This window comes from Xanthomonas sp. WHRI 10204 (assembly GCF_040202875.1).
In the GTDB taxonomy this organism is placed as follows: domain Bacteria; phylum Pseudomonadota; class Gammaproteobacteria; order Xanthomonadales; family Xanthomonadaceae; genus Xanthomonas.
Window position 1 is genome coordinate 1,211,032 of sequence record NZ_JBEGDW010000002.1, and the last position, 20,469, is coordinate 1,231,500.

Annotated in this window: 18 protein-coding genes and 1 other RNA gene; 7 read left to right on the forward strand and 12 right to left on the reverse strand. The window is 64.0% G+C overall.

Translation table 11 applies throughout. The features are described 5' to 3' along the window. Positions 1-196: 196 nt before the first annotated feature. Together ABQZ00_RS16175 and ABQZ00_RS16180 are read right to left on the reverse strand one after the other, a co-directional pair. Complete coding sequence (locus tag ABQZ00_RS16175) at positions 197-754, reverse strand: DUF3228 family protein (RefSeq protein ID WP_323515517.1); 558 nt, start codon at positions 752-754, stop codon at positions 197-199. Between the two features lie 58 nt (positions 755-812). After that, on the reverse strand, positions 813-1,358 hold the full coding sequence (locus ABQZ00_RS16180; RefSeq protein ID WP_115528202.1) for a DUF2058 domain-containing protein: 546 nt from the start codon (positions 1,356-1,358) through the stop codon (positions 813-815). 172 nt (positions 1,359-1,530) lie between these two features. On the opposite strand from ABQZ00_RS16180, the gene ABQZ00_RS16185 reads away from it, so the two are divergent. Beyond that, positions 1,531-2,169 (forward strand): hypothetical protein, encoded by a 639-nt coding sequence (locus ABQZ00_RS16185; RefSeq protein ID WP_323538770.1) that lies wholly within the window; start codon positions 1,531-1,533, stop codon positions 2,167-2,169. Between the two features lie 592 nt (positions 2,170-2,761). After that, positions 2,762-4,132, forward strand: coding sequence for an alpha-amylase family protein (locus ABQZ00_RS16190; protein ID WP_323538870.1), 1,371 nt, complete (start codon positions 2,762-2,764; stop codon positions 4,130-4,132). A 58-nt stretch (positions 4,133-4,190) separates the two neighbouring features. On the opposite strand, the gene ABQZ00_RS16195 is transcribed toward ABQZ00_RS16190, so the two are convergent. Further along, a non-coding RNA gene (locus ABQZ00_RS16195) (sX9 sRNA) lies at positions 4,191-4,266 on the reverse strand. Positions 4,267-4,904: 638 nt separating this feature from the next. Between ABQZ00_RS16195 and ABQZ00_RS16200 the strand changes: the two genes are divergently transcribed. After that, entirely contained in the window at positions 4,905-6,575 is a 1,671-nt protein-coding gene (locus ABQZ00_RS16200; protein ID WP_323538769.1) for a histidine phosphatase family protein, read from the forward strand. Between the two features lie 145 nt (positions 6,576-6,720). On the opposite strand, the gene ABQZ00_RS16205 is transcribed toward ABQZ00_RS16200, so the two are convergent. Further along, on the reverse strand, positions 6,721-7,656 hold the full coding sequence (locus ABQZ00_RS16205; RefSeq protein WP_323538768.1) for a Gfo/Idh/MocA family protein: 936 nt from the start codon (positions 7,654-7,656) through the stop codon (positions 6,721-6,723). Positions 7,657-8,027: 371 nt separating this feature from the next. Between ABQZ00_RS16205 and ABQZ00_RS16210 the strand changes: the two genes are divergently transcribed. Beyond that, a complete protein-coding gene (locus ABQZ00_RS16210) occupies positions 8,028-8,426 on the forward strand; it encodes a VOC family protein (RefSeq protein WP_323538767.1) in 399 nt (132 codons plus the stop codon). A 91-nt stretch (positions 8,427-8,517) separates the two neighbouring features. Here the strand turns inward: ABQZ00_RS16210 and ABQZ00_RS16215 are convergent, their stop codons facing one another. Both ABQZ00_RS16215 and ABQZ00_RS16220 read right to left on the reverse strand, forming a co-directional pair. Next, the gene (locus tag ABQZ00_RS16215; RefSeq protein ID WP_323538766.1) at positions 8,518-9,495 is read right to left on the reverse strand and encodes an NAD(P)H-quinone oxidoreductase; all 978 of its coding nucleotides are present in this window, start codon (positions 9,493-9,495) and stop codon (positions 8,518-8,520) included. Between the two features lie 131 nt (positions 9,496-9,626). Beyond that, positions 9,627-9,755: a hypothetical protein gene (locus ABQZ00_RS16220; RefSeq protein ID WP_323538765.1), complete on the reverse strand. Its 129-nt coding sequence runs from the start codon at positions 9,753-9,755 to the stop codon at positions 9,627-9,629. Positions 9,756-10,355: 600 nt separating this feature from the next. Between ABQZ00_RS16220 and metF the strand changes: the two genes are divergently transcribed. Further along, a complete protein-coding gene (gene metF / locus ABQZ00_RS16225) occupies positions 10,356-11,183 on the forward strand; it encodes a methylenetetrahydrofolate reductase [NAD(P)H] (RefSeq protein ID WP_055850966.1) in 828 nt (275 codons plus the stop codon). Positions 11,184-11,329: 146 nt separating this feature from the next. Beyond that, positions 11,330-11,917, forward strand: coding sequence for a hypothetical protein (locus ABQZ00_RS16230; protein WP_323538764.1), 588 nt, complete (start codon positions 11,330-11,332; stop codon positions 11,915-11,917). Between the two features lie 377 nt (positions 11,918-12,294). Here the strand turns inward: ABQZ00_RS16230 and ABQZ00_RS16235 are convergent, their stop codons facing one another. The 5 genes from ABQZ00_RS16235 to ABQZ00_RS16255 all read right to left on the reverse strand — a co-directional run bounded on the left by ABQZ00_RS16235 (position 12,295) and on the right by ABQZ00_RS16255 (position 18,698). Next, positions 12,295-12,837, reverse strand: coding sequence for a P-loop nucleotide/nucleoside kinase family protein (locus ABQZ00_RS16235; RefSeq protein ID WP_323538763.1), 543 nt, complete (start codon positions 12,835-12,837; stop codon positions 12,295-12,297). Continuing rightward, on the reverse strand, positions 12,825-13,772 hold the full coding sequence (locus tag ABQZ00_RS16240) for a Nudix family hydrolase (RefSeq protein ID WP_323538762.1): 948 nt from the start codon (positions 13,770-13,772) through the stop codon (positions 12,825-12,827). The genes ABQZ00_RS16235 and ABQZ00_RS16240 overlap by 13 nt, the downstream gene beginning before the upstream one ends. 140 nt (positions 13,773-13,912) lie before the next feature. Further along, on the reverse strand, positions 13,913-14,278 hold the full coding sequence (locus ABQZ00_RS16245) for a VOC family protein (protein ID WP_055850954.1): 366 nt from the start codon (positions 14,276-14,278) through the stop codon (positions 13,913-13,915). Between the two features lie 570 nt (positions 14,279-14,848). Next, positions 14,849-17,587 (reverse strand): preprotein translocase subunit SecA, encoded by a 2,739-nt coding sequence (gene secA, locus ABQZ00_RS16250; protein ID WP_323538761.1) that lies wholly within the window; start codon positions 17,585-17,587, stop codon positions 14,849-14,851. Positions 17,588-17,753: 166 nt separating this feature from the next. Further along, positions 17,754-18,698, reverse strand: a complete 945-nt coding sequence (locus ABQZ00_RS16255; RefSeq protein ID WP_055850947.1) for a M23 family metallopeptidase — start codon at positions 18,696-18,698, stop codon at positions 17,754-17,756. Here ABQZ00_RS16255 and ABQZ00_RS16260 point away from each other — a divergent pair, their 5' ends adjacent. Then, entirely contained in the window at positions 18,699-19,145 is a 447-nt protein-coding gene (locus tag ABQZ00_RS16260) for a DciA family protein (RefSeq protein WP_082473545.1), read from the forward strand. Positions 19,146-19,469: 324 nt separating this feature from the next. On the opposite strand, the gene lpxC is transcribed toward ABQZ00_RS16260, so the two are convergent. Continuing rightward, a complete protein-coding gene (lpxC, locus tag ABQZ00_RS16265; RefSeq protein WP_055850944.1) occupies positions 19,470-20,381 on the reverse strand; it encodes a UDP-3-O-acyl-N-acetylglucosamine deacetylase in 912 nt (303 codons plus the stop codon). Positions 20,382-20,469 lie beyond the last annotated feature (88 nt).

A 20,469-nucleotide genomic window follows, 5' to 3' on the forward strand; every position in this document is an offset into this window, starting at 1 on the left:
CGAGATGCTCCGTGCTCGCTGCGCTCGACGATCTGCAGCCGCGTCGAGAAGGACGCAATGGGGATGTGCAGCGGCTTGCTGCATCGATTTCGATCCGCTCGACAGCGGTATGCCAAAGGCAAGGTTCTGCGGGGGCGGGTCACGCCCAGCACCGATGCCACCGAAATGATCCCGACCGGCGCCGCCTCGGGCGACCTTAGGGCCGCCAGTTCGCGTTGGCCTCCCAAAATGCCACGCTGCGCCGGTACGCGTCGCGGTCCAGCGGCACGCCCGAGCCGCCCTCTTCCACGCCTAGCGCATTGCGCAACATGGTGATCGGCGTCATCGGGATTTCGTCCGGCTCAGCGGTGTAAAGACAGCCGACCACGCCCCAGTCCGCATCGATGGGTGCGCCTTCCTTGGCCAGCTGATCGCGGCTGTACAGGATCGGCAGCATGTACTGCGCGACCGGCGGCTCGACGCCTTCGAACCAGCGAACCAACACCGGCAATTCCTGCGTGTTGCGCGCTTCGTAACCGGAGCGCAGCAGGTGACGGTTTTCTGCGCTGATCGGTACCGTCAGGCAGCGGGTGCTGGTCCAGTTGTGGTGCACATGCAGCTGGCAGAACGCCGCGTAACCTTCGATCACGCGCAGCGGTGGCGCATCGTTGAGATGCTGAATGAACTGCTCGGCGGTACAGTCCTGGATCGCATTGCGACGGCCATCGCGCGGAAACAAACGGGGGCGGGCAAACGGCGTGAGAACGATCGACATGGCAACGGGGTCGGGGGCAAAGAACGCCAGGGTAACGCGCAGTACTGCGCGCGACCACTTACCAGATCAGATCGTCAGGCACCTTGAACTGGCTGTAGTAATCATCGTCGCTATCGCTCGATGGCGGTGCGGGGTTGCGGGCGTGGTCCAGCACCACAGTGCCTGGATCGCGGCTGTAGACCTTGTCGGCAGCCACGCGCGGAATCAGCTCGACACCGTCGCCATGTCGCACGATCACCAATGCGCCACTGGCCAATTGGCTGCGCAACGCAGGATTGACCAGCACGCTGCGGATGACGCTGCCATCGTTGAAGCGGTAGTCGATCTCGCCTTCGCGCTTGACCTTGCTGGTCTCCACGATCTGGCGCACTTGCGCCAGCACTTCCTGCTTGCGCAGCTGCGCGTTGCGTTCTTCGGCCAGCGCACGATCGCGCTCGGCACGCTCGGCCTGCAACCGCGCCGCATCCACCTTGTCGGTATCGGCAGGCGTGACCGCCCCGCCCTTGGCGTGCCGTTGCTTGACCTGCTCACGCGCAACCTTGTCCACCTGGGCTTTTTTGACCAGGCCAGCCTTGAGCAGCTGTTCTTGCAGTGGATTACGCATGGGCGACATCGGCAGTGGACTAGCCGCTAGTTTAACGCGGCCGGCGCCAGGCACCTGCGTCGCCAGTCCGGGCCAGCGTGTGCCACCCGGAGCCGCTAGGCAGCCGGGCAGGTGCGAAAACAGCCGATCAGCGTTTATCATGCGCCACTTCCATATAGTTCAAGGACGAATGATGATCATCTGGGGATCGGGCGGCGACGCCATCGCACTCGGAGCCGCCGACGGCGCGCATTGCGACCAATGCGCGCAACAGCGCAGTTTTCGCAATGTCCTGCATTACCGCTACGCGCACCTCTGGTACATCTTCAGCTGGGTCACCAAGAAGCAGTACCTGCGTGTGTGCGACGGCTGCAACCACAGCACTGCGCTGGACACCAAAACCTTCGAAGCAGCTAAGGGCAAGCCACCGATTCCTGCCTATCGCCGGTTTGGCGGGCTGGTCCTGCTCGGGCTGATTGCGATCCTGGTGGTGTTTGGCGCCTACAGCGCCTCGCAGACATCGAAGCAGGACAACGCACTGCTGGCGCAGCCTGCGGCAGGCGACTTGTACACCGTGGACCTGCAGACGGTGGCGCCTGGCGCCTACGATGGACACGCCTACGGTGTGGTGCGGGTGCAAAGCGTCAGTGGCGAAACCATCACCTTGGCACTGCCGCAAAAGGGCTTCAACAAGTGGAAAGGTGCCGAGCGCGATGCGGGCGGCAGCACTGCGAAGCAACCGACCTATTACACCGACGAACACATCGAGCTACCGCTGACCAAGCTGCAGGAATTGCATACGCGCGATGAGCTCCGCCACGTCTATCGTTAAGCACGCCTAGCCAGCCGGTGCGGCCTACGCTGCACCGGCTGCACTGCACTGCACTGCACGGCAACGCATGCTGCCCGCGATGTCTTGCCGCCCCGTTTTGCCGTATCGCTCGCTCGAGGCAGCGCCCACCGTGTTGCAACGTCGAGCGCACTCACGTCGTCCAGCAGCACACGCACAGACAGCGCATTGCCTGCTGCGCGTCACGCCTGCAGTGGCCGTCGTCGATAGCGGCGCACACCAGACCAAACGCGTTAGCCGCTGAAAACACACTGGCCCGATGCCCAGTGTTCCAGCAGTAGGGGATCGCGCGCATTTGTGCGACCGACCGCCCTGTTGCCACCGAACTCCACACGCAGTTTCGCGGTTGGCGGCATTGAATACGTATGCACAGCACCGATGTTGCGGCGCGATGCGCGCTTAGCATCACCGCGCGCTGCACGCCGTGCGCGCGCTTTCCGGAACAGGGGCCGGAGGCCTTGATGTGGGCATCGCAGACTGCGCGCGTGCTCGCTCTTACCGACTGGAGAACCATCCGATGCGCAACACGCTAGCTCATGCTCCACCCTCGCTCATGCAGCGTTGCGGCCGCCTGCTGCTGACAGCGCTGGTCTTGCTGCTGACCACCGCCAATGTGCAGGCCGATGTCATCCTGCATGCCTTCAACTGGCCCTACGCCACTGTGGAAGCACGCGCCAAAGAGATCGCCGATGCCGGCTATCGCAAGGTGCTGGTGGCTCCCGCCTATCGTTCGCAAGGCAGTGCATGGTGGGCGCGTTATCAACCGCAGGACCTGCGCGTGATCGACGGCCCGCTGGGCGACACCGCTGCGTTCTCACGCATGGTGCAGGCGCTGGCCAACAATGGCGTTGAAACCTATGCCGACGTGGTGCTCAACCATATGGCCAACGAAGCGGCGACGCGCTCGGACCTCAACTACCCCGGCAGCGCGGTGTTGTCGCAGTACGCAGCCAACCCGGGACGTTACGATTCGCTGCGCCTGTTCGGCACGTTGCAGTCGAACTTTCTGAGCGCCAGCGACTTTGGCCCGGCGCAGTGCATCACCAACTACAACGACGCCTTCCAGGTGCGCAATTACCGCATCTGCGGCGGCGGCAGCGACCCGGGCTTGCCGGATCTGGTCGGTAACGACTGGGTGGTGCAACAGCAGCGCGCCTATCTGCAGGCACTCAAGGGCCTGGGCGTGACCGGCTTCCGCGTGGATGCGGCCAAGCACATGACCTTCGATCATCTCAATCGCGTCTTCGATGCCGGCATCCGCTCCGGTGTCTATGTGTTCGGCGAAGTGATCACCGGCGGCGGCAGCGGCAATGGCGATTACGATCAGTTTCTGGCGCCATATCTGCAATCCACGCCGCATGCGGCCTACGACTTTCCGTTGTTCAACGCAGTGCGCAATGCGTTTGCGGTCGGTGCCAGCATGCAGCAGCTGGTGGACCCGGCGAGCGGAGGGCAGGCATTGCCGGGCAATCGCGCAGTGACTTTCGCCATCACTCACGACATCCCCAACAACGCTGGCTTCCGTTACGCCATTCTCGACCCGGTCGACGAAACCCTGGCCTATGCGTATCTCATCGGCCGAAACGGCGGCATGCCGATGGTCTACACCGACAACAACGAGAGCGGCGACAACCGTTGGGTCAACGCCTACCAGCGCGACGACCTGCGCCGCATGATCGGCTTCCACAATGGCGTGCAGGGCACCGACATGCAGGTGTTGTCGTCCAGTTCCTGCCACATCCTGTTCCGTCGCGGCAGCATGGGCATCGTCGGCATCAACAAATGCGGCAACCCGGTCACCACCACCGTCGGCATGAACAACAGCGTGTTGTACTGGAATGCAGACTACGTGGACGCGCTGGGGTCGGGCAACGTGGTGCGCATTACCAGCGGCTCCTACACGTTTACCCTGCCGGCGCGTGGCACACGGATGTGGCGGCGCTGATCCCCACCGCAGCCATGTGCCCACCGGTGTTGCCTGCATGTGCAGGTGATGGAAGAACGGCTGACAGCACGTAGCGAGCAGTCGTCAGGTGGGCGTGGATGGCGCGGAGGAACCGGCGTGTACGCGCGGTACATGCCGCACCGAACAACGTCCGCGTCCGCCTGGCGGTGAGCACGGTCGTTGTGTCAGCTGCTCGAAATCGCACCTGCACACCTGGCAGTAACCAGATCTCGCAAGCAGGCTACCGAGAAGACAACTGCGTGATCGTCAACCTGTTCACCGCATCAGCCAACGCCTGTGCCGCATTTCGCGTACACAGGCGTTGTGCGTCTGCGGGCAACATGATCGCTTCGTATCGCGCAACGACACTGCGCGCATGCCGTCGCACTCGATGACACGCGCACACCAAGCAAACGGGTGCGATCGACACATTCTTGGTCAGCAGATGAATCGATCGATAAAAACAGCGTTCGCGTCGCAACGAAACGCTCGGCTCGCCGGACCTACTGGCAATCGGATGCATGCTGCCCCACCTGCTCACATGGCGTGCAACCGGTTGACCGCGAGCCGATGGCCTTGCCGCATGAGCAATGATCGACACAACGTCGCAAGCAACCGTCATATGGGCTGACGGCGCGAGGCACCGACGGATACGCGGCCTATGCCGCATCCATCAGCGGTCGCCTGGCAGCTATGCAGGCGCCGCGTCGGCAACTCGTGTTGCAACGCTACCGGACTCACCGATCAGTGGTGCATTACCGGAGCCCAGCCCATGCCTTTGTACTTCGTCCGTCATGGCGAGTCGCTCGCAAACGAACAGAACTATTTTGCAGGCGCGCAGAACTCGCCACTCACCCCGCTGGGCCGTCGTCAGGCGCGCCAGGCAGCCGATTACGTTCGTCAACGCGGGCTGCACTTCGACCAAGTCCACGTGTCCACGCTCGAACGCGCGCAGGTAACCGCGGCCATCATCCTGGAAGGCGTCACCGGGACCCCGCAGGTGATCTCCAGCGCTGCATTGGTGGAGCGCGATTTCGGCATCTTCGCCGGCAAGAACAAAACGCTGATCAAGAAGTCGATCGGCCACCGCCTCTACGATGCCTGCTTCCACGATGCCGACGGCGCGCCGCCCGATGGCGAACACTGGATGGACATGTATGCCCGCTGCAAGCATTACTACGACACCGTGCTTGCGCCATTGGACCGGCAAGGCAAGCAGGTGCTGGTGGTGGCACACAAATACATCGTCGAGGTGTTTGCGCTGATCGCCTCCGGCCTGCCACCTGCCGACTATATCGATTTCCGGCTGCCCAATTCCCGGCCGCTGTCGTGGGACGAGCTCAAGCAGATGACTGCGCGCAGCTCCTCGCGCATGAACTATCTGGGCGAGCAAACCGAAATCCATCTCCTGCAATGGATGTTGCTCGCCGCGCTAGGCGGCTTCGCGCTGTCGTGCGCAGGCGTCCATGTGCCGCATATTGCCAGCACCACAGCCATCGTCGTCTTGCTGGCAGCCAATGCGTTCTTCCTGTCGGTACGCATCGAGGCCGGCGCCTTACGGCTGACCCAGGGGCCGGAAAACATTGCGCTGTGCGTGATCAGCGTGGCACGCGCGCTCTGCGCCATGCTGTTGCTCACACAGTTCCAGAACGAATGGATCCATGTGATTGGTTTGTTGTTGATCGTGCCGCCGGCGTTGTCGGTGCCGACCTTCTCGCTGGCACGCGGCGGCGATTACTTTTTTGCAGCACGCTACACGCTGGTGTTGTCGGTGCTGCTGCCGCTGCTCTTGCTGGTGTTGGTTGTGGATCACCGTGAGCTGCTGGGCAACGCGCATGCGCTGGAGCAGTTCTTCGTGGTGCTGCTGCTTGCCTTGGCACTGCCCTCGCTGGCCGCACAGGGATGGCGGCGGGCGCGGCCGATCGCAGCCGGCAAGCTCGCGACCAACTGGGGCTGGGTAGGCGCATTGACGATGGTACCGATGGCCTTGCTGGTCGGGCTACGCACCGAAGGAACCGCACTCGTACACGCATTGATGGATGGCGGTTGGCACGCCTGGGGCGCATTGCTGCTGCCGTTTACGCTATTGCTGGCGTGCCGCGTGGGCAGCGCCTTGTACTTACGCGCGCACCAGCGCGTGACCGGCAAGCGGATCGACGCCGGCATTGCGGCAGACATTCACCTGCTGCAGACCTCGCCCAATATCTTCCTGTGGCTCAGTCTCTTGTTGCCTGGCACGTTTACGCATGCGCCCACGCTGGTCGCGGGCACCTTGCTGGGTTTCTTCGCGTTTGCGTTGCTCGATGAGACGTGGGTGGTCAGGCGCTTCCGCGCGCAGATCACCCCAGCGCTGCGCAAGCCGGCGAGTACACCCCTCTCGGTGGCGGATGTCCGCAATACCGAAAACGTCGGGCAAGACGACGTGGCACTGGAAAGCCGTTGATCGGCACCGGCAGCAGCGACGCTGCCCCTGCGCATGTGGCGCGATGGCATTGCAGTCATCGTGCAAATACGCGATCAAGGCGAAACAACACCGACCAGTGGTCGGTGTTGTTCTTCAGCAAGGTCACCGCGATAGCGCGACCGACTTACCAGGCAAACGGCGCGGTGACCGTGCGTGCCCCGAGCAAAAACGCATCGGCCACATGCACGAACGGAGCGACATCCACCTCCGATTCGCCGGCACGCACCAACTGCACAAACCGTCGATACAGGCCGTCGTATTCGCTGGACGCGGGCACGGTCTGCGCCTGCCCGTCGATGTGCAGTTTGGCACCACCTTCGCTGAGCATCAGCACACCCTGGGTGGTTTCCACTTCGATATCCCAGCGTTGGTGGCCGGTCTGCAGGAAGTCGAACTCCGCCGTCACGGGCACGCCAACGGTATCGACAAACGCAAGCCTGGCGTACAGCGGCGCCTGACGGTTTTGCGGCGTATGCAGCTCGGCCTCGCGCAATGCGAAGCTACGCGGCAACAGGTGGGTGACGATGGACAACGCATTGATGCCGGGATCGAACACGCCCATACCGCCGGGTTCGAGGATCCAGTCCTGCCCGGGATGCCAGTGGCGGATGTCTTCCTTCCAGGTGATGTGCGCGCGCACGATCTGCTTATCGGCCAACCACGCGCGTGCAGGCTCCACGCCAGCCGCGCAACGCGAATGCCAACTGGTGAACAGGCTTCGCTGCGCGTGCTGCGCCACCTTGCGCAGGTCGTCGATCTCGGCAAGCGTGGCGGCCGGCGGCTTTTCCAGAAACACATGCCGGCCAGCGCTCAACGCCGCCTGCGCCAAGGCATGCCGCCCGACCGGTGGTGTGCATAAGGCGACGGCTTCAAGCTCCGGATGCGCGGCGAACGCTTCATCCAGGGTGTGATACGCCGGGACGCCATCGACCGTGCCATGCCGGCTCACCGTGGCCACCAACTGCACGTCCGGGCGCGCGGCGATGGTCGGCACGTGCTGGTCGCGGGCGATCTTGCCGATCCCGACAAGGGCAATGCGCAATGCGTCTGGATGCTTCATCGAAACCTTCGTGCTGATAGGGGAGTCGTGCTGGTTGCTTTGCACTGCCTGCTGCGACGGCATCGGGCCGACGCAACCTGTGGTGCGACCTCCGGCCACACGTGTGCGACGGCGCAGTGTACGGTCAGGCCATGGCCCGCTGCGAGACATCGCTCCTGCTTGTTTTGCTATACCTGCATGGGTGCCATGCGGCGGCTTCGTCAGCATTCTGCGGCGCGGCGCCTGGCTGACAGATGCGATGCAGGCCACTGCATCGATTTCTGCAAGCGCCTTGACGGGCTGCAATCACTGCAGGCGATTGACCCAAGGCATCCGCACAGACCAGGATCGCCAGCCGGCACACGCGCGCCACTCATCACAGGACTGCATCGATGCTGCATCACGTATCCATTGGCGTTGGCAACATCGAAACCTCAGCCGCGTTTTACGACGCCGTGCTCGGCGCACTGGGCTATGTGCGGGTGTGGTCGGACCTGGAACCCGGCACGCTCGATCAGGCGGTCGGCTATGGCCGCCCCGGCGGCGAGGATTGTCTGGCGTTGAAACAGCAACAGGCAACGCACTGCGCGCCGGGCAGCGGATTCCATCTTGCATTCGCAGCCAGCACCGCCGCTGCGGTAGACGCCTTTCATCTGGCCGCACTTGAGCACGGCGGTCGCAGCAACGGCGTGCCCGGTTTGCGACCCGACTACGGCGATGCGTATTACGCCGCGTTCGCCATCGACCCCGATGGCCACCACATCGAAGCGGTGGTCGATCGCAGCGCATAAGCGCCTGCCAGCGGTATCGGCTCGCATCGTCGTATTGCTGCGTTTCGGTCGTCCGTTGTCTGCGGAAGTCGCAGCGACGACCGAGTGCGGACTACATCTCCAGCACCACTTTGCCCAGATGGCTGCCTTGCTCCAGATAGCGATGCGCCGCAGCCGCCTCACCGAGCGGGAAGCGCTTGTCGATCAGCACGCGGATCTTGCCTTGTTCGATCCACGGCCACACCACGCGCTCGACCTCCGCGGCAAGGCGCGCCTTTTCGTCGGCATTGCGCGGACGCAGGGTCGAGCCGGTGAGGATGGCCTGCTTGCGCATCAGCTGCGGAATCGGCACTTCGATGGTCGAACCGGCCTGCGAGGCGATGTAGACGATGCGCCCGCGCGGGTTGAGCGCTTCCAGCGTATCGGCAAAGACCGCAGCGCCCACCATGTCGAGCGCCACGTCCACACCGCCATGCGCCTTGGCCACGGTCACAAACGATTCGCTGGTGGAATCGATCGCCACATCGGCGCCCAGCTCGCGCGCCTGCGCCGCCTTGCCGGCCGAGCGCGCAGTGGCCAACACGTGCGCACCGGCGGCCTTGGCCATCTGGATGGCGGTGACGCCAATCCCTGAAGTCGCACCATGCAGCAACAGCCATTCGCCGGCCGCCAAGCGGCCATGCTCGAACAGGTTGGTATAGGCAGTGAAGATGGTTTCCGGCAACGCGGCCGCCTGCACCAGATCCATGCCCGCAGGAATCGGCAGCACATGCCGCGCATCTACCGCCACATGTTGGGCATAGCCACCGCCGCCCAGCAGCGCGCACACGCGGTCGCCGACCTTCCAGCGACCGGCCGGCTCCACGATCTCGCCGGCCACTTCCAGACCCAGCGTTTCCGGCGCGCCCGGCGGCGGCGGATAGTGCCCGGCACGCTGCAGCAGATCGGGGCGATTGATGCCCGCCGCATGCACGCGGATCAACACCTGCCCCGGCGCCGGACGCGGGCGCGCCTGCTCGCTGGCATACAGCGCGTCGGCGTCGCCCTTGCCATCGCGGATGGCGATGGCGGTCATCGTGGTGTCGGACATGAAGGCGCTCCGTTAAAGGGGCACCCAGTGTAGGCAGGCAGATGTCAATGCATGGCGTAGAGCGTGCGACGCCGCTGCACACCAGGCCTGCATCGCGCGCGCCTGCGTGCAGCAGACGCGCGTGGCAATGCTCACTCCTGGTCGGGAGCGACGCCCTGGTCGATGTACTGGCGGATCGCTTCGAACACCTTGGACGTGTCGTCGTCCTGGCCCGACGGCAGACGCGCGGCAAAGTCGCTCAGCAACTTGCTGCCATCCACGCCAGGCTGTTAGAGCGTGTTATGCACTTTGAGATGAGATGCGTTGGCTGTCAGCGGTGCGGTGCGGAGCGGGTGCTGCGTGGCGCCGGCTTGGCTGGCGCCAAGGCAAGCCGCGCGGCGCCCGCTCCGTGCCGCTGACGGCCAACCCTCCGGGAAGCGCCCTGTGGCGCGCCGATACCGCATTGCGCGCCTTGCCCAGGCGGCCAAGCCTGGGCCGCAGCGCACGCCTTGTCTCGACGCGCCACAGGACGCTTCGCACTCACCTCAAAGTACATAACACGCTCTAGGCCAAGGCGAGCGCCAGATCGCCGACGCTGCGCGCCAACGCCACCCAGATGCGGCCCAGCGATTCGGCGATAACGTCCATTTCCTGCTCTTGCATGTCGCGCTCCGATCAAGTGGCGTGGGGTACCTGAGCTTACCGCGCGCGCCGCGCCGCGCCGCGCGACAAGTGCACGCAAGCAGACCCGACCATGCCACCGCTGCGTTGCGCAACTGCACGCTGGAGTTGCCGCCAGGCAATCGGGACACTCGCAACCAAATATGCATTCATCGCGATGAAGCGATATTATTCGAGCACGATCCGCCGGACCCGCCGCGATGACGCATCTCAGTTTCGAATTTTACCCGCCCAAGACCGACGACCAGCGCGCGCAGCTGGACCGCACCGCGACCAAGTTGAAGGGTTATGCGCCCGAGTATGTGTCGTGCACCTTCGGCGCCGGCGGCTCCACGCTCAGCTACACCTCCGAGACGGTGCGCCACCTCAAGCAGAAACATGGCTTCGAATCGGCGCCGCATCTGTCCTGCGTGGGCGGTAACCGCCAGGAGATTCGCGAACTGCTCAAGCTGTATCGCGCCATCGGCTGTACCCGCATCGTCGCGCTGCGCGGCGACCTGCCCTCGGGCATGGGGCATCCGGGCGACCTGCGCTATGCCTCGGACCTGATCGCCTTTATCCGCGCCGAGCACGGCGATGCCTTCCGGATCGAAGTCGGCGCGTATCCGGAAACCCATCCGCAAGCGGTCGATGCGTTGAGCGATCTGCGCTACTTCAAGGCCAAGGTCGATGCCGGCGCCGATGCCGCGATCACCCAGTATTTCTACAACGCCGATGCCTACTTCCATTTTCGCGACGCGGTGCAGCGTATGGGCGTGGAGGTGCCGATCGTTCCCGGCATCATGCCGATCTCCAATTTTTCGCAGCTGCGGCGTTTTTCCGAGCAATGCGGTGCCGAGATCCCGCGCTGGATCGGCAAGAAGATGCAGTCCTACGGCGACGACGCCGATGCGGTGCGCGCCTTCGGTGCCGAAGTGGTGGCCAGTTTGTGCGAGCGCCTGATTGCCGGCGGCGCACCGGCGCTGCACTTCTACACGCTCAACCTGGCCAAGCCCACCACGCAAGTACTGCAACTGCTGGGGCGCTGAGCGCAGCCACGCGCTCGGCCCACTTGCAGCAATTCACCGGTACAAACGATTCAACTCCGGCGGGTGCGGCCAGCTACGTCACGCGAGCCGGCGCGTGCTCTTTCGCGCTTCTCGCCAGCTCACGCGCGCCCGGCTACGCTGCGCGGATGCCTCGCCTCCTGCCAGTGATGTTGCTGCTGCTTTGCCTGCCTGCCACCAATCGCGTGCAGGCACAGGAGATCCGCCGCTGCGTCACGCCGGACGGGCAAACCATGTTCACCGACCGCCGTTGCGAAGACGTGGGCGCTGCAATGCGCGCGCCACCGACCCCGCGCACACAGGGCAATACCGGGCTGCACCGCTATGGCTGCCCACGCCGGTTGAGCGAGCTGGTGTCGCTCCTGCAAAGCGCCGTGGACAGCCGTGACGTCAATCGACTGTCCAGCCTTTACCTGTGGAGCGGGCAATCCGACGCGGCGGCCAACCAAGTGCTGAGCCGGCTGGAAGCCATCGTGCAACGCCCGCTGCTGGACATCGCACCGATGTATCCGCAGACCGATACACCGACCTGGGAGGCAGACACCGCCGCAACAGCCCCGTCGCTGGATGGCAGCGCGATCGATGCGCCATTGCCCACGCCCACACGCCCGCGCCCATGGGGCCTGCGCCTGGAACAGAACCTCGCCAGCGGCACGCCTGCGCGCAGCGTGTTGCGCTTGCGGCGGCAGTACAACTGCTTCTGGGTGACGTTTTAAGTCCGCTTGCAATAAAGACTGCACGCAGCGCAGCGCGGTCGCCGCCGATGCCCGGAATCTGCATGCAACACCTGGGTTTATGAGCACGCCGCCTGAGCCGCGCGACGACGACTCGTTCCGTCTTGTCAGCCGGCCTCACGATGGCAGCGAGATTGCATATCGCATCCTTGGGCGATGGCGGCGATGACCACCGCTGTTCCGAACAACCCGCCGACCTAAAGGCAGCCAGCACGCAGGGACTAAGCGCGGCTGACACAAGGTAGCGAGCAGTTGTCAGGTGGGTGCGGAGGAACCGGAGTGTACGAATGGGTAGAGGCCGCACCGAGCACCGGCCGCGCGCGCCTGGTGGCTGCACAGTCGTTTGGTAGCTGCTTGCGCTAAGCGCTTGAAGGCTGCGCGGCAAGCCGGTGCATGACCTCTGCGACCGCCTGCTGCGGGCTCAGCATGGCACTGTCGATCACCCAATGCGGCTCGGTCCATGCCACATAGTCGTGCGCCAGGACAGAAGACCACTCCGGCACGCGTAGTCCGGGGATCTCGCTACGCCGCGATTCAACGCGCTGCCGGTGCACCGCGCGATCGCTGCAGACCACTTCGATCTCCAGCAAGTGGCTCTGCGTACGCAGCGCCACCGCGCGCCAGGATGCACGGGTGACCGGCAACGGATTCACGCAGTCGGCGACCACCACATGGCCTTGGCGTAGATTGGCCTGCGCAAGTGCGTAAGCGATCAGGTAGCCGGCCGGCCCGACCTCGGTGGCGAGTTCACCGCTCTCGCGCAGTGCCTGCTCGATCGTATCGATGCGCAGATAAAACGCGGGCCACTGCGTCAGCAACGCCTGTGCAATAGCGCTCTTGCCCACGCCCGGCAATCCACCGAACACCACCAGCGTCGGTCGCCGTTCGCTTACTGCGGCCACAGCGAGCGAATGGCCGCAATACCTTGCGCGCCATGCGAGCGTGCTTCGCGCAGGTCAGCCGCCTGCATGCCGCCGAGCGCGTAGATCGGCAGCGATACCTGCTCGCGTAGGGTTTCGAATCCGTCCCATCCCAGCGGTGTCGCACCCGGGTGCGATGCGGTGGTCTGCACCGGCCCAAGCACCGCAAAATCGCAGCCCAGCCGCTGCGCATGACGCAAATCTTCCAGTCCATGGCACGAGGCAGCAACCAGTTGTTCTGTGGGCAGCGGGCGCTCCCGCAAACCGGCCAACTGCTCCGATCCCAGATGCACGCCGATACCAAGTTCCGCAGCCAGCGCGATATCGCGATTGAGCAGCAACTGCGCGCGCGCGCGGCCGCGCAGGCTCATCACCTGCTGCAACAACGCCTGCCAACGCGCAGGCGCAACCTGCCGCCCACGCAACTGGATGCGGGTCACGCCGTCCTGCAGCGCGCGTTCCAGACCTTCTAGCCAGCGCGCGTCGTCCTCGGGCTCGGGCGTGATCAAATAGCGGTCGGGCTGACGCAGTACGCCCACTACCGGCACGTCGGCCGGCGGCATCGAATAGCGAGCCAGCTTGTCGGCCGCCACCCAGGTCATCGCCTGGCCTTCGCGGCCGCGCGGGCTGCCTTTCCAGGAAGCGATGTGGCGCACTTCCAGGCGCAGGCGCTTGTCCGGATACAGCTGCGGCACATCCATGACCCACTCGCCGACCTGGGCCTCGATGCCGAGCTCTTCATTGAGCTCGCGCACCAGCGCCTGCTCGGAGGTTTCGCCGGGCTCGCGCTTGCCGCCGGGGAATTCCCACAGGCCGGGCATGTCGCGGGTTTCGGTACGCCGCGTCAGCAGGATGCGGCCGCGCGGGTCGGTGATCACGCCAGCGACGACGTGAATGGATCTTAGGGAATCGGGCATGCAATAAGAGTGCCGCGAGTGAGCGGTTCAACGCAATCACTCGGACCGCAGCCGAATGGGAATGCGAGGCTAGAGATACGCCAAGGCAAACCTGGCGCACGCTTCGACCACTCCGAATCTCAAATCACAAATCCCCGGCCCTACAACGGATGCCCGATGCGCCAGAGCACCCCGCTGGGATCGTGCAAGGTGAAGTCGCGCGCACCCCATGGCCGGTCTTCCGGCGCACTGCAGCTCACCCCGAACTGCTCGTCCAGACCGGTGTCGTGCACGTGCTGCCACCAGCCATCCGCGTCGTCCACCCACAGGTGCAGCATCAGGTTCTCGGCCAGCTCACGCAGATAAAAATCCTGCAGCAAAAACGCGCAATGGGTGCCATGCCGGAAACAGGTCACGTTGCCCACCTCGTCCTCCTGGACGAAGCCCAGTGCGCGATAAAAGCGCTGCGACAACGCGTAGTCGCGCGCAGGCACGAACACCTTCAGTTGCTGGCTGGACAACGACATGACCGCACTCCACGCAGGACGTGGGCCTGAGCATACGCCCGCAGTCGCGCAGGCGGAAAAGCATGTCTACGGCAGGAACAATGAGCACCGCAAGAGATGCGGGAGCGTAGAGCGGACCTCGCCGTGCTGACACTCACCGGGAGAGCGCTTGCCAAGTACGCTCGCCGTCCACACTCTGGTTTCTCGAAAACGCCGTCGACTTTCCACGAGCAACGCCCGACAGGAGGCGCCAAAAGCGCGGGGATCGGAAACCAGGCCATGCACCCGCATCCGGCTTCACGTATCCGGCTTCCCAGGAAACCCACGAATACGCGTCGTCAGCAGAGCTCGCTTGGTAAAGGGCGCATGCCGAAGGCGCAAGCATCAAACGCGAAGACGTATCCCCTGCGTATGCCATTCCGTCACCGGACTTTCGAGACCCCCCAAGAATCCCTCTCGTAGGTAGAGCCCCCTTGGTAAGGGGGCGCGCCGAAGGCGCGGGGATCGGAAGCAATACCGTGAGCCCGCTATCCGCGTTGCGGATAGCGGGTGCGCAGCCCGCTTCGCGGGCTGCGCCACGGTCAGCTCAGCTCAGCTGAGCTGACCGTGGCAGTGCTTGTACTTCTTGCCGCTACCGCACGGGCATGGATCGTTGCGGCCCACCTTGGGTTCGTCGCGGGTGACCTGCGACACCGGTACCGGCGCACTGCCACCCTGCATCTGCTCCACTTCCTCGTCGGCGCCATAACCGCCTACGTCCTGGTGCTGGAACTGCGAGGCCATCAGGCGTGCTTGTGCCTGAAGACGTTCCTGCTCTTCCAGCTCGGCCACTTCTTCTTCGCTGCGGATGCGCACACGCGCCAGCAGGTTGACCACTTCGCGCTTGACGTTCTCCAGCATCTCGGAGAACAGCTCGAAGGCTTCCTTCTTGTATTCCTGCTTGGGCTGCTTCTGCGCGTAACCACGCAGATAGATGCCCTGGCGCAGGTAATCCATCTTGGCCAGATGCTCCTTCCAGCCCTGGTCGAGCACCGTCAGCATCACGTGCTTTTCCAGCGCGCGCATGGTGTCGTTGCCCACCGCCGCTTCCTTCTCGGCGAAGTGCGCATCCACCGCAGTCTGCACCTTGACGGCAATCTGCTCGGCGTCCAGTTCTTCCTGCGTGCTTGCCATTTCGCGCAACGCCATCGGCATGCCCAGCTCCGATTCCAGCGTGGCTTCCAGGCCCTGCAGGTCCCACTGTTCGTCCACCGAATTGGGCGGCACAAAGCGGGCGACCAGGTCATAGATCACATCGCCGCGGATGCCATCAACGTTGTCCTTCACCGACTCGGCGTCCAGCAACTCATCGCGCTGCGAATAGATCACCTTGCGCTGATCGTTGTTGACGTCGTCGAAGTCCAGCAGGTTCTTGCGGATGTCGAAGTTGTGCGCTTCGACCTTGCGCTGGGCTTTTTCGATCTGCCGGCTGACCAGGCGATCTTCGATGACGTCGTCTTCTTTCATGCCCATCATGCGCATCGCCTTCTGGACCCAGTCCGAGGCGAAGATGCGCATCAGGTTGTCTTCCAGCGACAGATAGAAACGCGACGACCCCGGGTCGCCCTGACGACCGGCACGGCCGCGCAACTGGTTGTCGATACGCCGCGATTCGTGGCGCTCGGTACCAATGATGTGCAAGCCGCCGGCCGCCTTGACCGCGTCATGGCGACGCTGCCAATCGGTCTTGATCTTGAAGCGCGCCTCTTCGGTCGCATCCTCGCCCAGCGCGTGATACTCCGACTCAAGCGAGCCACCCAGCACGATGTCGGTACCGCGACCGGCCATGTTGGTGGCGATGGTCACCGCACCCGGCTGACCGGCGTTGGCCACGATGGTGGCTTCGCGCTCGTGCTGCTTGGCATTGAGCACTTCGTGCTCCACGCCCGCCTTGCGCAGATGCTCGGACAGCATCTCCGAGGTCTCGATCGAGGTGGTTCCCACCAGCACCGGCTGACCGCGCTTGGCGCAGTCTTCGATGTCGGCCAGCACCGCATTGAACTTGCCCTTGCGGTTGAGGAACACCTGGTCCGGATGGTCCTTGCGCACGGTCGGGCGATTGGTCGGAATCACCACCACTTCCAGGCCGTAGATGCTCTGGAATTCATACGCTTCGGTGTCGGCCGTACCGGTCATGCCGGACAGCTTCTTGTACATGCGGAACAGGTTCTGGAAGGTGATGCTGGCCAGCGTCTGGTTCTCGCGCTGTACCGGTACGCCTTCCTTCGCTTCGACCGCCTGATGCAGGCCGTCGGACCAGCGACGCCCGGACAGGGTGCGGCCGGTGAATTCGTCCACGATCACCACTTCGCCATCGCGCACGATGTAATCCACATCGCGCTGATAGATCGCATGCGCACGCAGCGCCGCGTTGAGGTGATGCACCACGCTCAGGTTCTGCGCGGCGTACAGGCCGTCTTCGGCGTTTTCCAGGATACCGGCCTGCATCAGCAGTTCTTCGGCGTGGCCCATGCCCGCCTCCGACAGATGCACCTGCTTGCCCTTCTCGTCGATCCAGTAATCGCCCTCGCCTTCTTCGCTTTCCTGCTTGGTCAGCTGCGGCACGATGCGGTTGACGCGGATGTACAGCTCCGGCGATTCGTCGGCCGGGCCGGAAATGATCAGCGGGGTGCGCGCTTCGTCGATCAGGATCGAGTCGACTTCGTCGACGATCGCGTAATGCAGATTGCGCTGATAGCGGTCGGCGCGCGACAGCGCCATGTTGTCGCGCAGGTAGTCGAAGCCGAACTCGTTGTTGGTGCCGTAGGTGATGTCGCTGCCGTAGGCCTCGCGCTTGTCGCTATGCGGCATGCCCGGATACACCACGCCCACGCTCAGGCCCAGCCAGTTGTACAACTTGCCCATCTGCGCAGCATCGCGGCGCGCCAGGTAGTCGTTGACGGTGACCACGTGCACGCCCTCGCTCTGCAGCGCGTTGAGGTACACCGGCAGGGTGGCGACTAGGGTCTTGCCTTCGCCGGTGCGCATCTCGGCGATCTTGCCCAGGTGCAACACCATGCCGCCGATCAGCTGCACGTCGTAATGGCGCATGCCGAGTACGCGGCGGCTGGCCTCGCGGCAGACCGCAAACGCCTCGGGAAGGATCTTGTCCAGGGACTCGCCGGCGGCAAGCCGCTGCTTGAACTCCGGGGTCTTTGCTTGCAGCTCGGCGTCGGAGAGCTTCTCGATCGTCGGCTCCAGCGCATTGATCTGGGTGACGAGGCGGGTGAGCTGGCGCAGCTGGCGTTCGTTACGACTGCCAAAGACACGGGTAAGCAGACTGTTGATCATTGAAGAAACCGGTTGAAAAGGAACGGTTTGACCGACGCCGGTCCCCAAGACCCGACCGCCGTAAACGAAACAGGGCGCACTGCGCCCTGTCATGGCAACACCCTATTGTAGCTTGGGGCGAGCCTTCACGAATCAAGCACCTCCATCGGAGCGTGCCATGCCTTCGTCAACCGCGCCCTCGGCGCCCTACTGGTGTATTGGTGTCGCCCAGGAACTTGCGCGGATTGACCACACGGCCATCGGCCCACACCTCGAAATGCACGTGCGCGCCGGTCGAACGACCGCTGGAACCGGCCCTGGCCACCTGCTGGCCGGCGCGGACCAGATCGCCCACCTTCACCACCAGCCGCGAGTTGTGCGCATAGCGGGTGACGTAGCCATTGCCGTGATCCACTTCGACCACGTTGCCGTAACCGCCCCGCACACCGGCGTAGCTGACCACGCCGTCGGCGACCGACATTACCGGGTCGCCCACGTTGGCGTGGAAGTCCACGCCCTTGTGGAAGGCCGAACCGCCGTCGAACGGATCGGCGCGGCCGCCAAAGCCCGAGGTGATATAGGTGTTGCGGATCGGCATCCGCGAGGGCACCGAATTCTGCTCGAGCTGATGATCGAACATCAGCGACGCCAGTACGTTCAGTTGTTGGCCGGAGGCCGAGAACTGCTGTTCGACTTGCCCTAGCGTCTCCTTGAGCGATTCGACCGGCATGTCGCTGACCGGCTCATCGCCGCCACCGACGCCGACCGGTTCGTCGAAGTCGAACTCGCCGTCCTTCAACTTGCCCATTTCAGTCAGCCGCTCGCCCAACGCGTTGAGGCGGGTGGCCTGCGCCTGCAGCTCGCCCATGCGTGCGGCAAGTGCATTGACCTGTGCCTGCGAGGCGCGCTGCGCCTGGGCCAGCTCGGCCTGCTGCTGCGCGACCTTGGCCTGCAGCGCGGAATTGGTCACCATGCCGGTAGCGGTGCTTGCACCGACGCCGATCAGCATGCCCAGGCCAAGTACGGCACCGAGCACCACCATCGGTCGATCCGACGCAAAGCCCTGGAACTGTCGAGCCACACGCTGGGCCCGGGTTTCGCGAGATTTGATTACAACTTTTTTTAACGCCATATGAGTGTCATGTCCAAGCCCAAGTCCAACGCACGTAACCCTTCCGCTCCGCAGCAAGCCATCGAGGCCGCGCTGGGTGAAAAGGCTGGCGACCCCTTGCGCCGAGCCTTGTGGCTCGATGCGCTGGACCGGCAGTTGCGCCCCCTGTTACCGCCCCATCTGGCCACCCGTTGCCGGTTGGCCAATGTCCGAGGCGAACAGCTCGTTTTTCTGGTTGATTCGCCGATCTGGCATGCCAAGGTGCGGCTTGCCGAGACCCAACTCCTTGATGCCGCCCGATCCATCGGGTTGAAGGCCACCGCAGTGACCGTCAAGACGGCAAGCACTCCGCTGCATTCCCCAACACAGCAGAACCGCGACCGTCCACGGCCGGTGTCCGAAGCCACGCACAAGGGTCTGCGCGAGGCATTGGCATCCTTGCAGGACGTCGTGCCGACCAAGCGGTGACGTCCCTGCCGCCGTTTCGGGGCGGCCAGCAGTGCGTGAAAAGATTGCGAAGATCACGCACGACCCGACGCATCCTAGCGGTCATGGCGCCCGCAGGAGTTAGAGAAGTCTTAAAAAAGAGTTAAGAACGGGACCTAAATCCGACCCGGTTCACGCTTTCGGTGCCGATTGCGGCATTCCCTGACACATAGCCGCGGGGTAGACACAGTCGGAGAACGGTCGTCGCCAGGGTGCGGCGGCGTTTAGCCGACCTCATGCAGCGGCCCATCGCCATCAGGCAGAGGCCGCGCGAACCGGAAGGCTGCGCGGCGGGTCTTGCCTGCTTCAGGCGTAGACGGGGCTGGCGTAGGTCACCGGCGGCTGCTCGGTTCCTTCGGGGAAGCTGACCCATTCCCAGGCGGCCTGATCCGCCAGCAGCGCGCGTACCAGCTTGTTGTTGAGCGCGTGACCGGATTTGAAGCCTTCGTAGGCGCCCAGGATGGCGCCGCCGGCCAGATAGAGGTCGCCGATGGCATCCAGGATCTTGTGGCGCACAAATTCGTTGGTGTAACGCAGGCCATCCTCGTTGAGCACGCGGAACTCGTCCAGCACGATGGCGTTGTCCATCGAACCGCCCAGGCCCAGATTGCGCTCGCGCATGTACTCGAGATCGCGCATGAAGCCGAAGGTGCGGGCGCGCGAGATCTCCTTGACGTACGCCGAGGTGGAAAACTCGATTTCCTGGCGCGACTGCTTGGCCGGGATCATCGGGTGATTGAATTCGATGGTGAAACCCAGCTTGTAGCCGTCGTACGGCTCGAAGCGCGCGACCTTGTCGCCCTCGCGCACTTCCACCGGCTGTTTGATGCGGATGAAGCGCTTGGCCTTGTTCTGCTCGACGATGCCTGCCGACTGCAGCAGGAACACGAACGGGCCGGACGAACCGTCCATGATCGGCAACTCGGCCGAGGACAGCTCGACGATGACGTTGTCCACACCCAGGCCGGCCAGTGCCGACATCAGGTGTTCGACGGTCTGGATCTTGGCGCCGTTGCAGGTCAGACCGGTGCACAGTGTGGTCTCGGTGACCAACTCCGCGTCGGCAGGGACCTCGACGACCGGCTCCAGGTCCACACGCCGGAACACCACGCCGTGATCGACCGGGGCCGGTCGCAGCGTCATGTACACCTTGTCGCCGCTATGCAAGCCGACGCCGGTGGCGCGAATGGTGTTTTTGAGAGTGCGTTGCTGGGTCATATGCGAAGTCTGGGGGAACGATGCAGACAGACGCTGAACCGACCGTCTTATCTGATGAACATTATCCGAATTTTAACAAGTTGCGCGT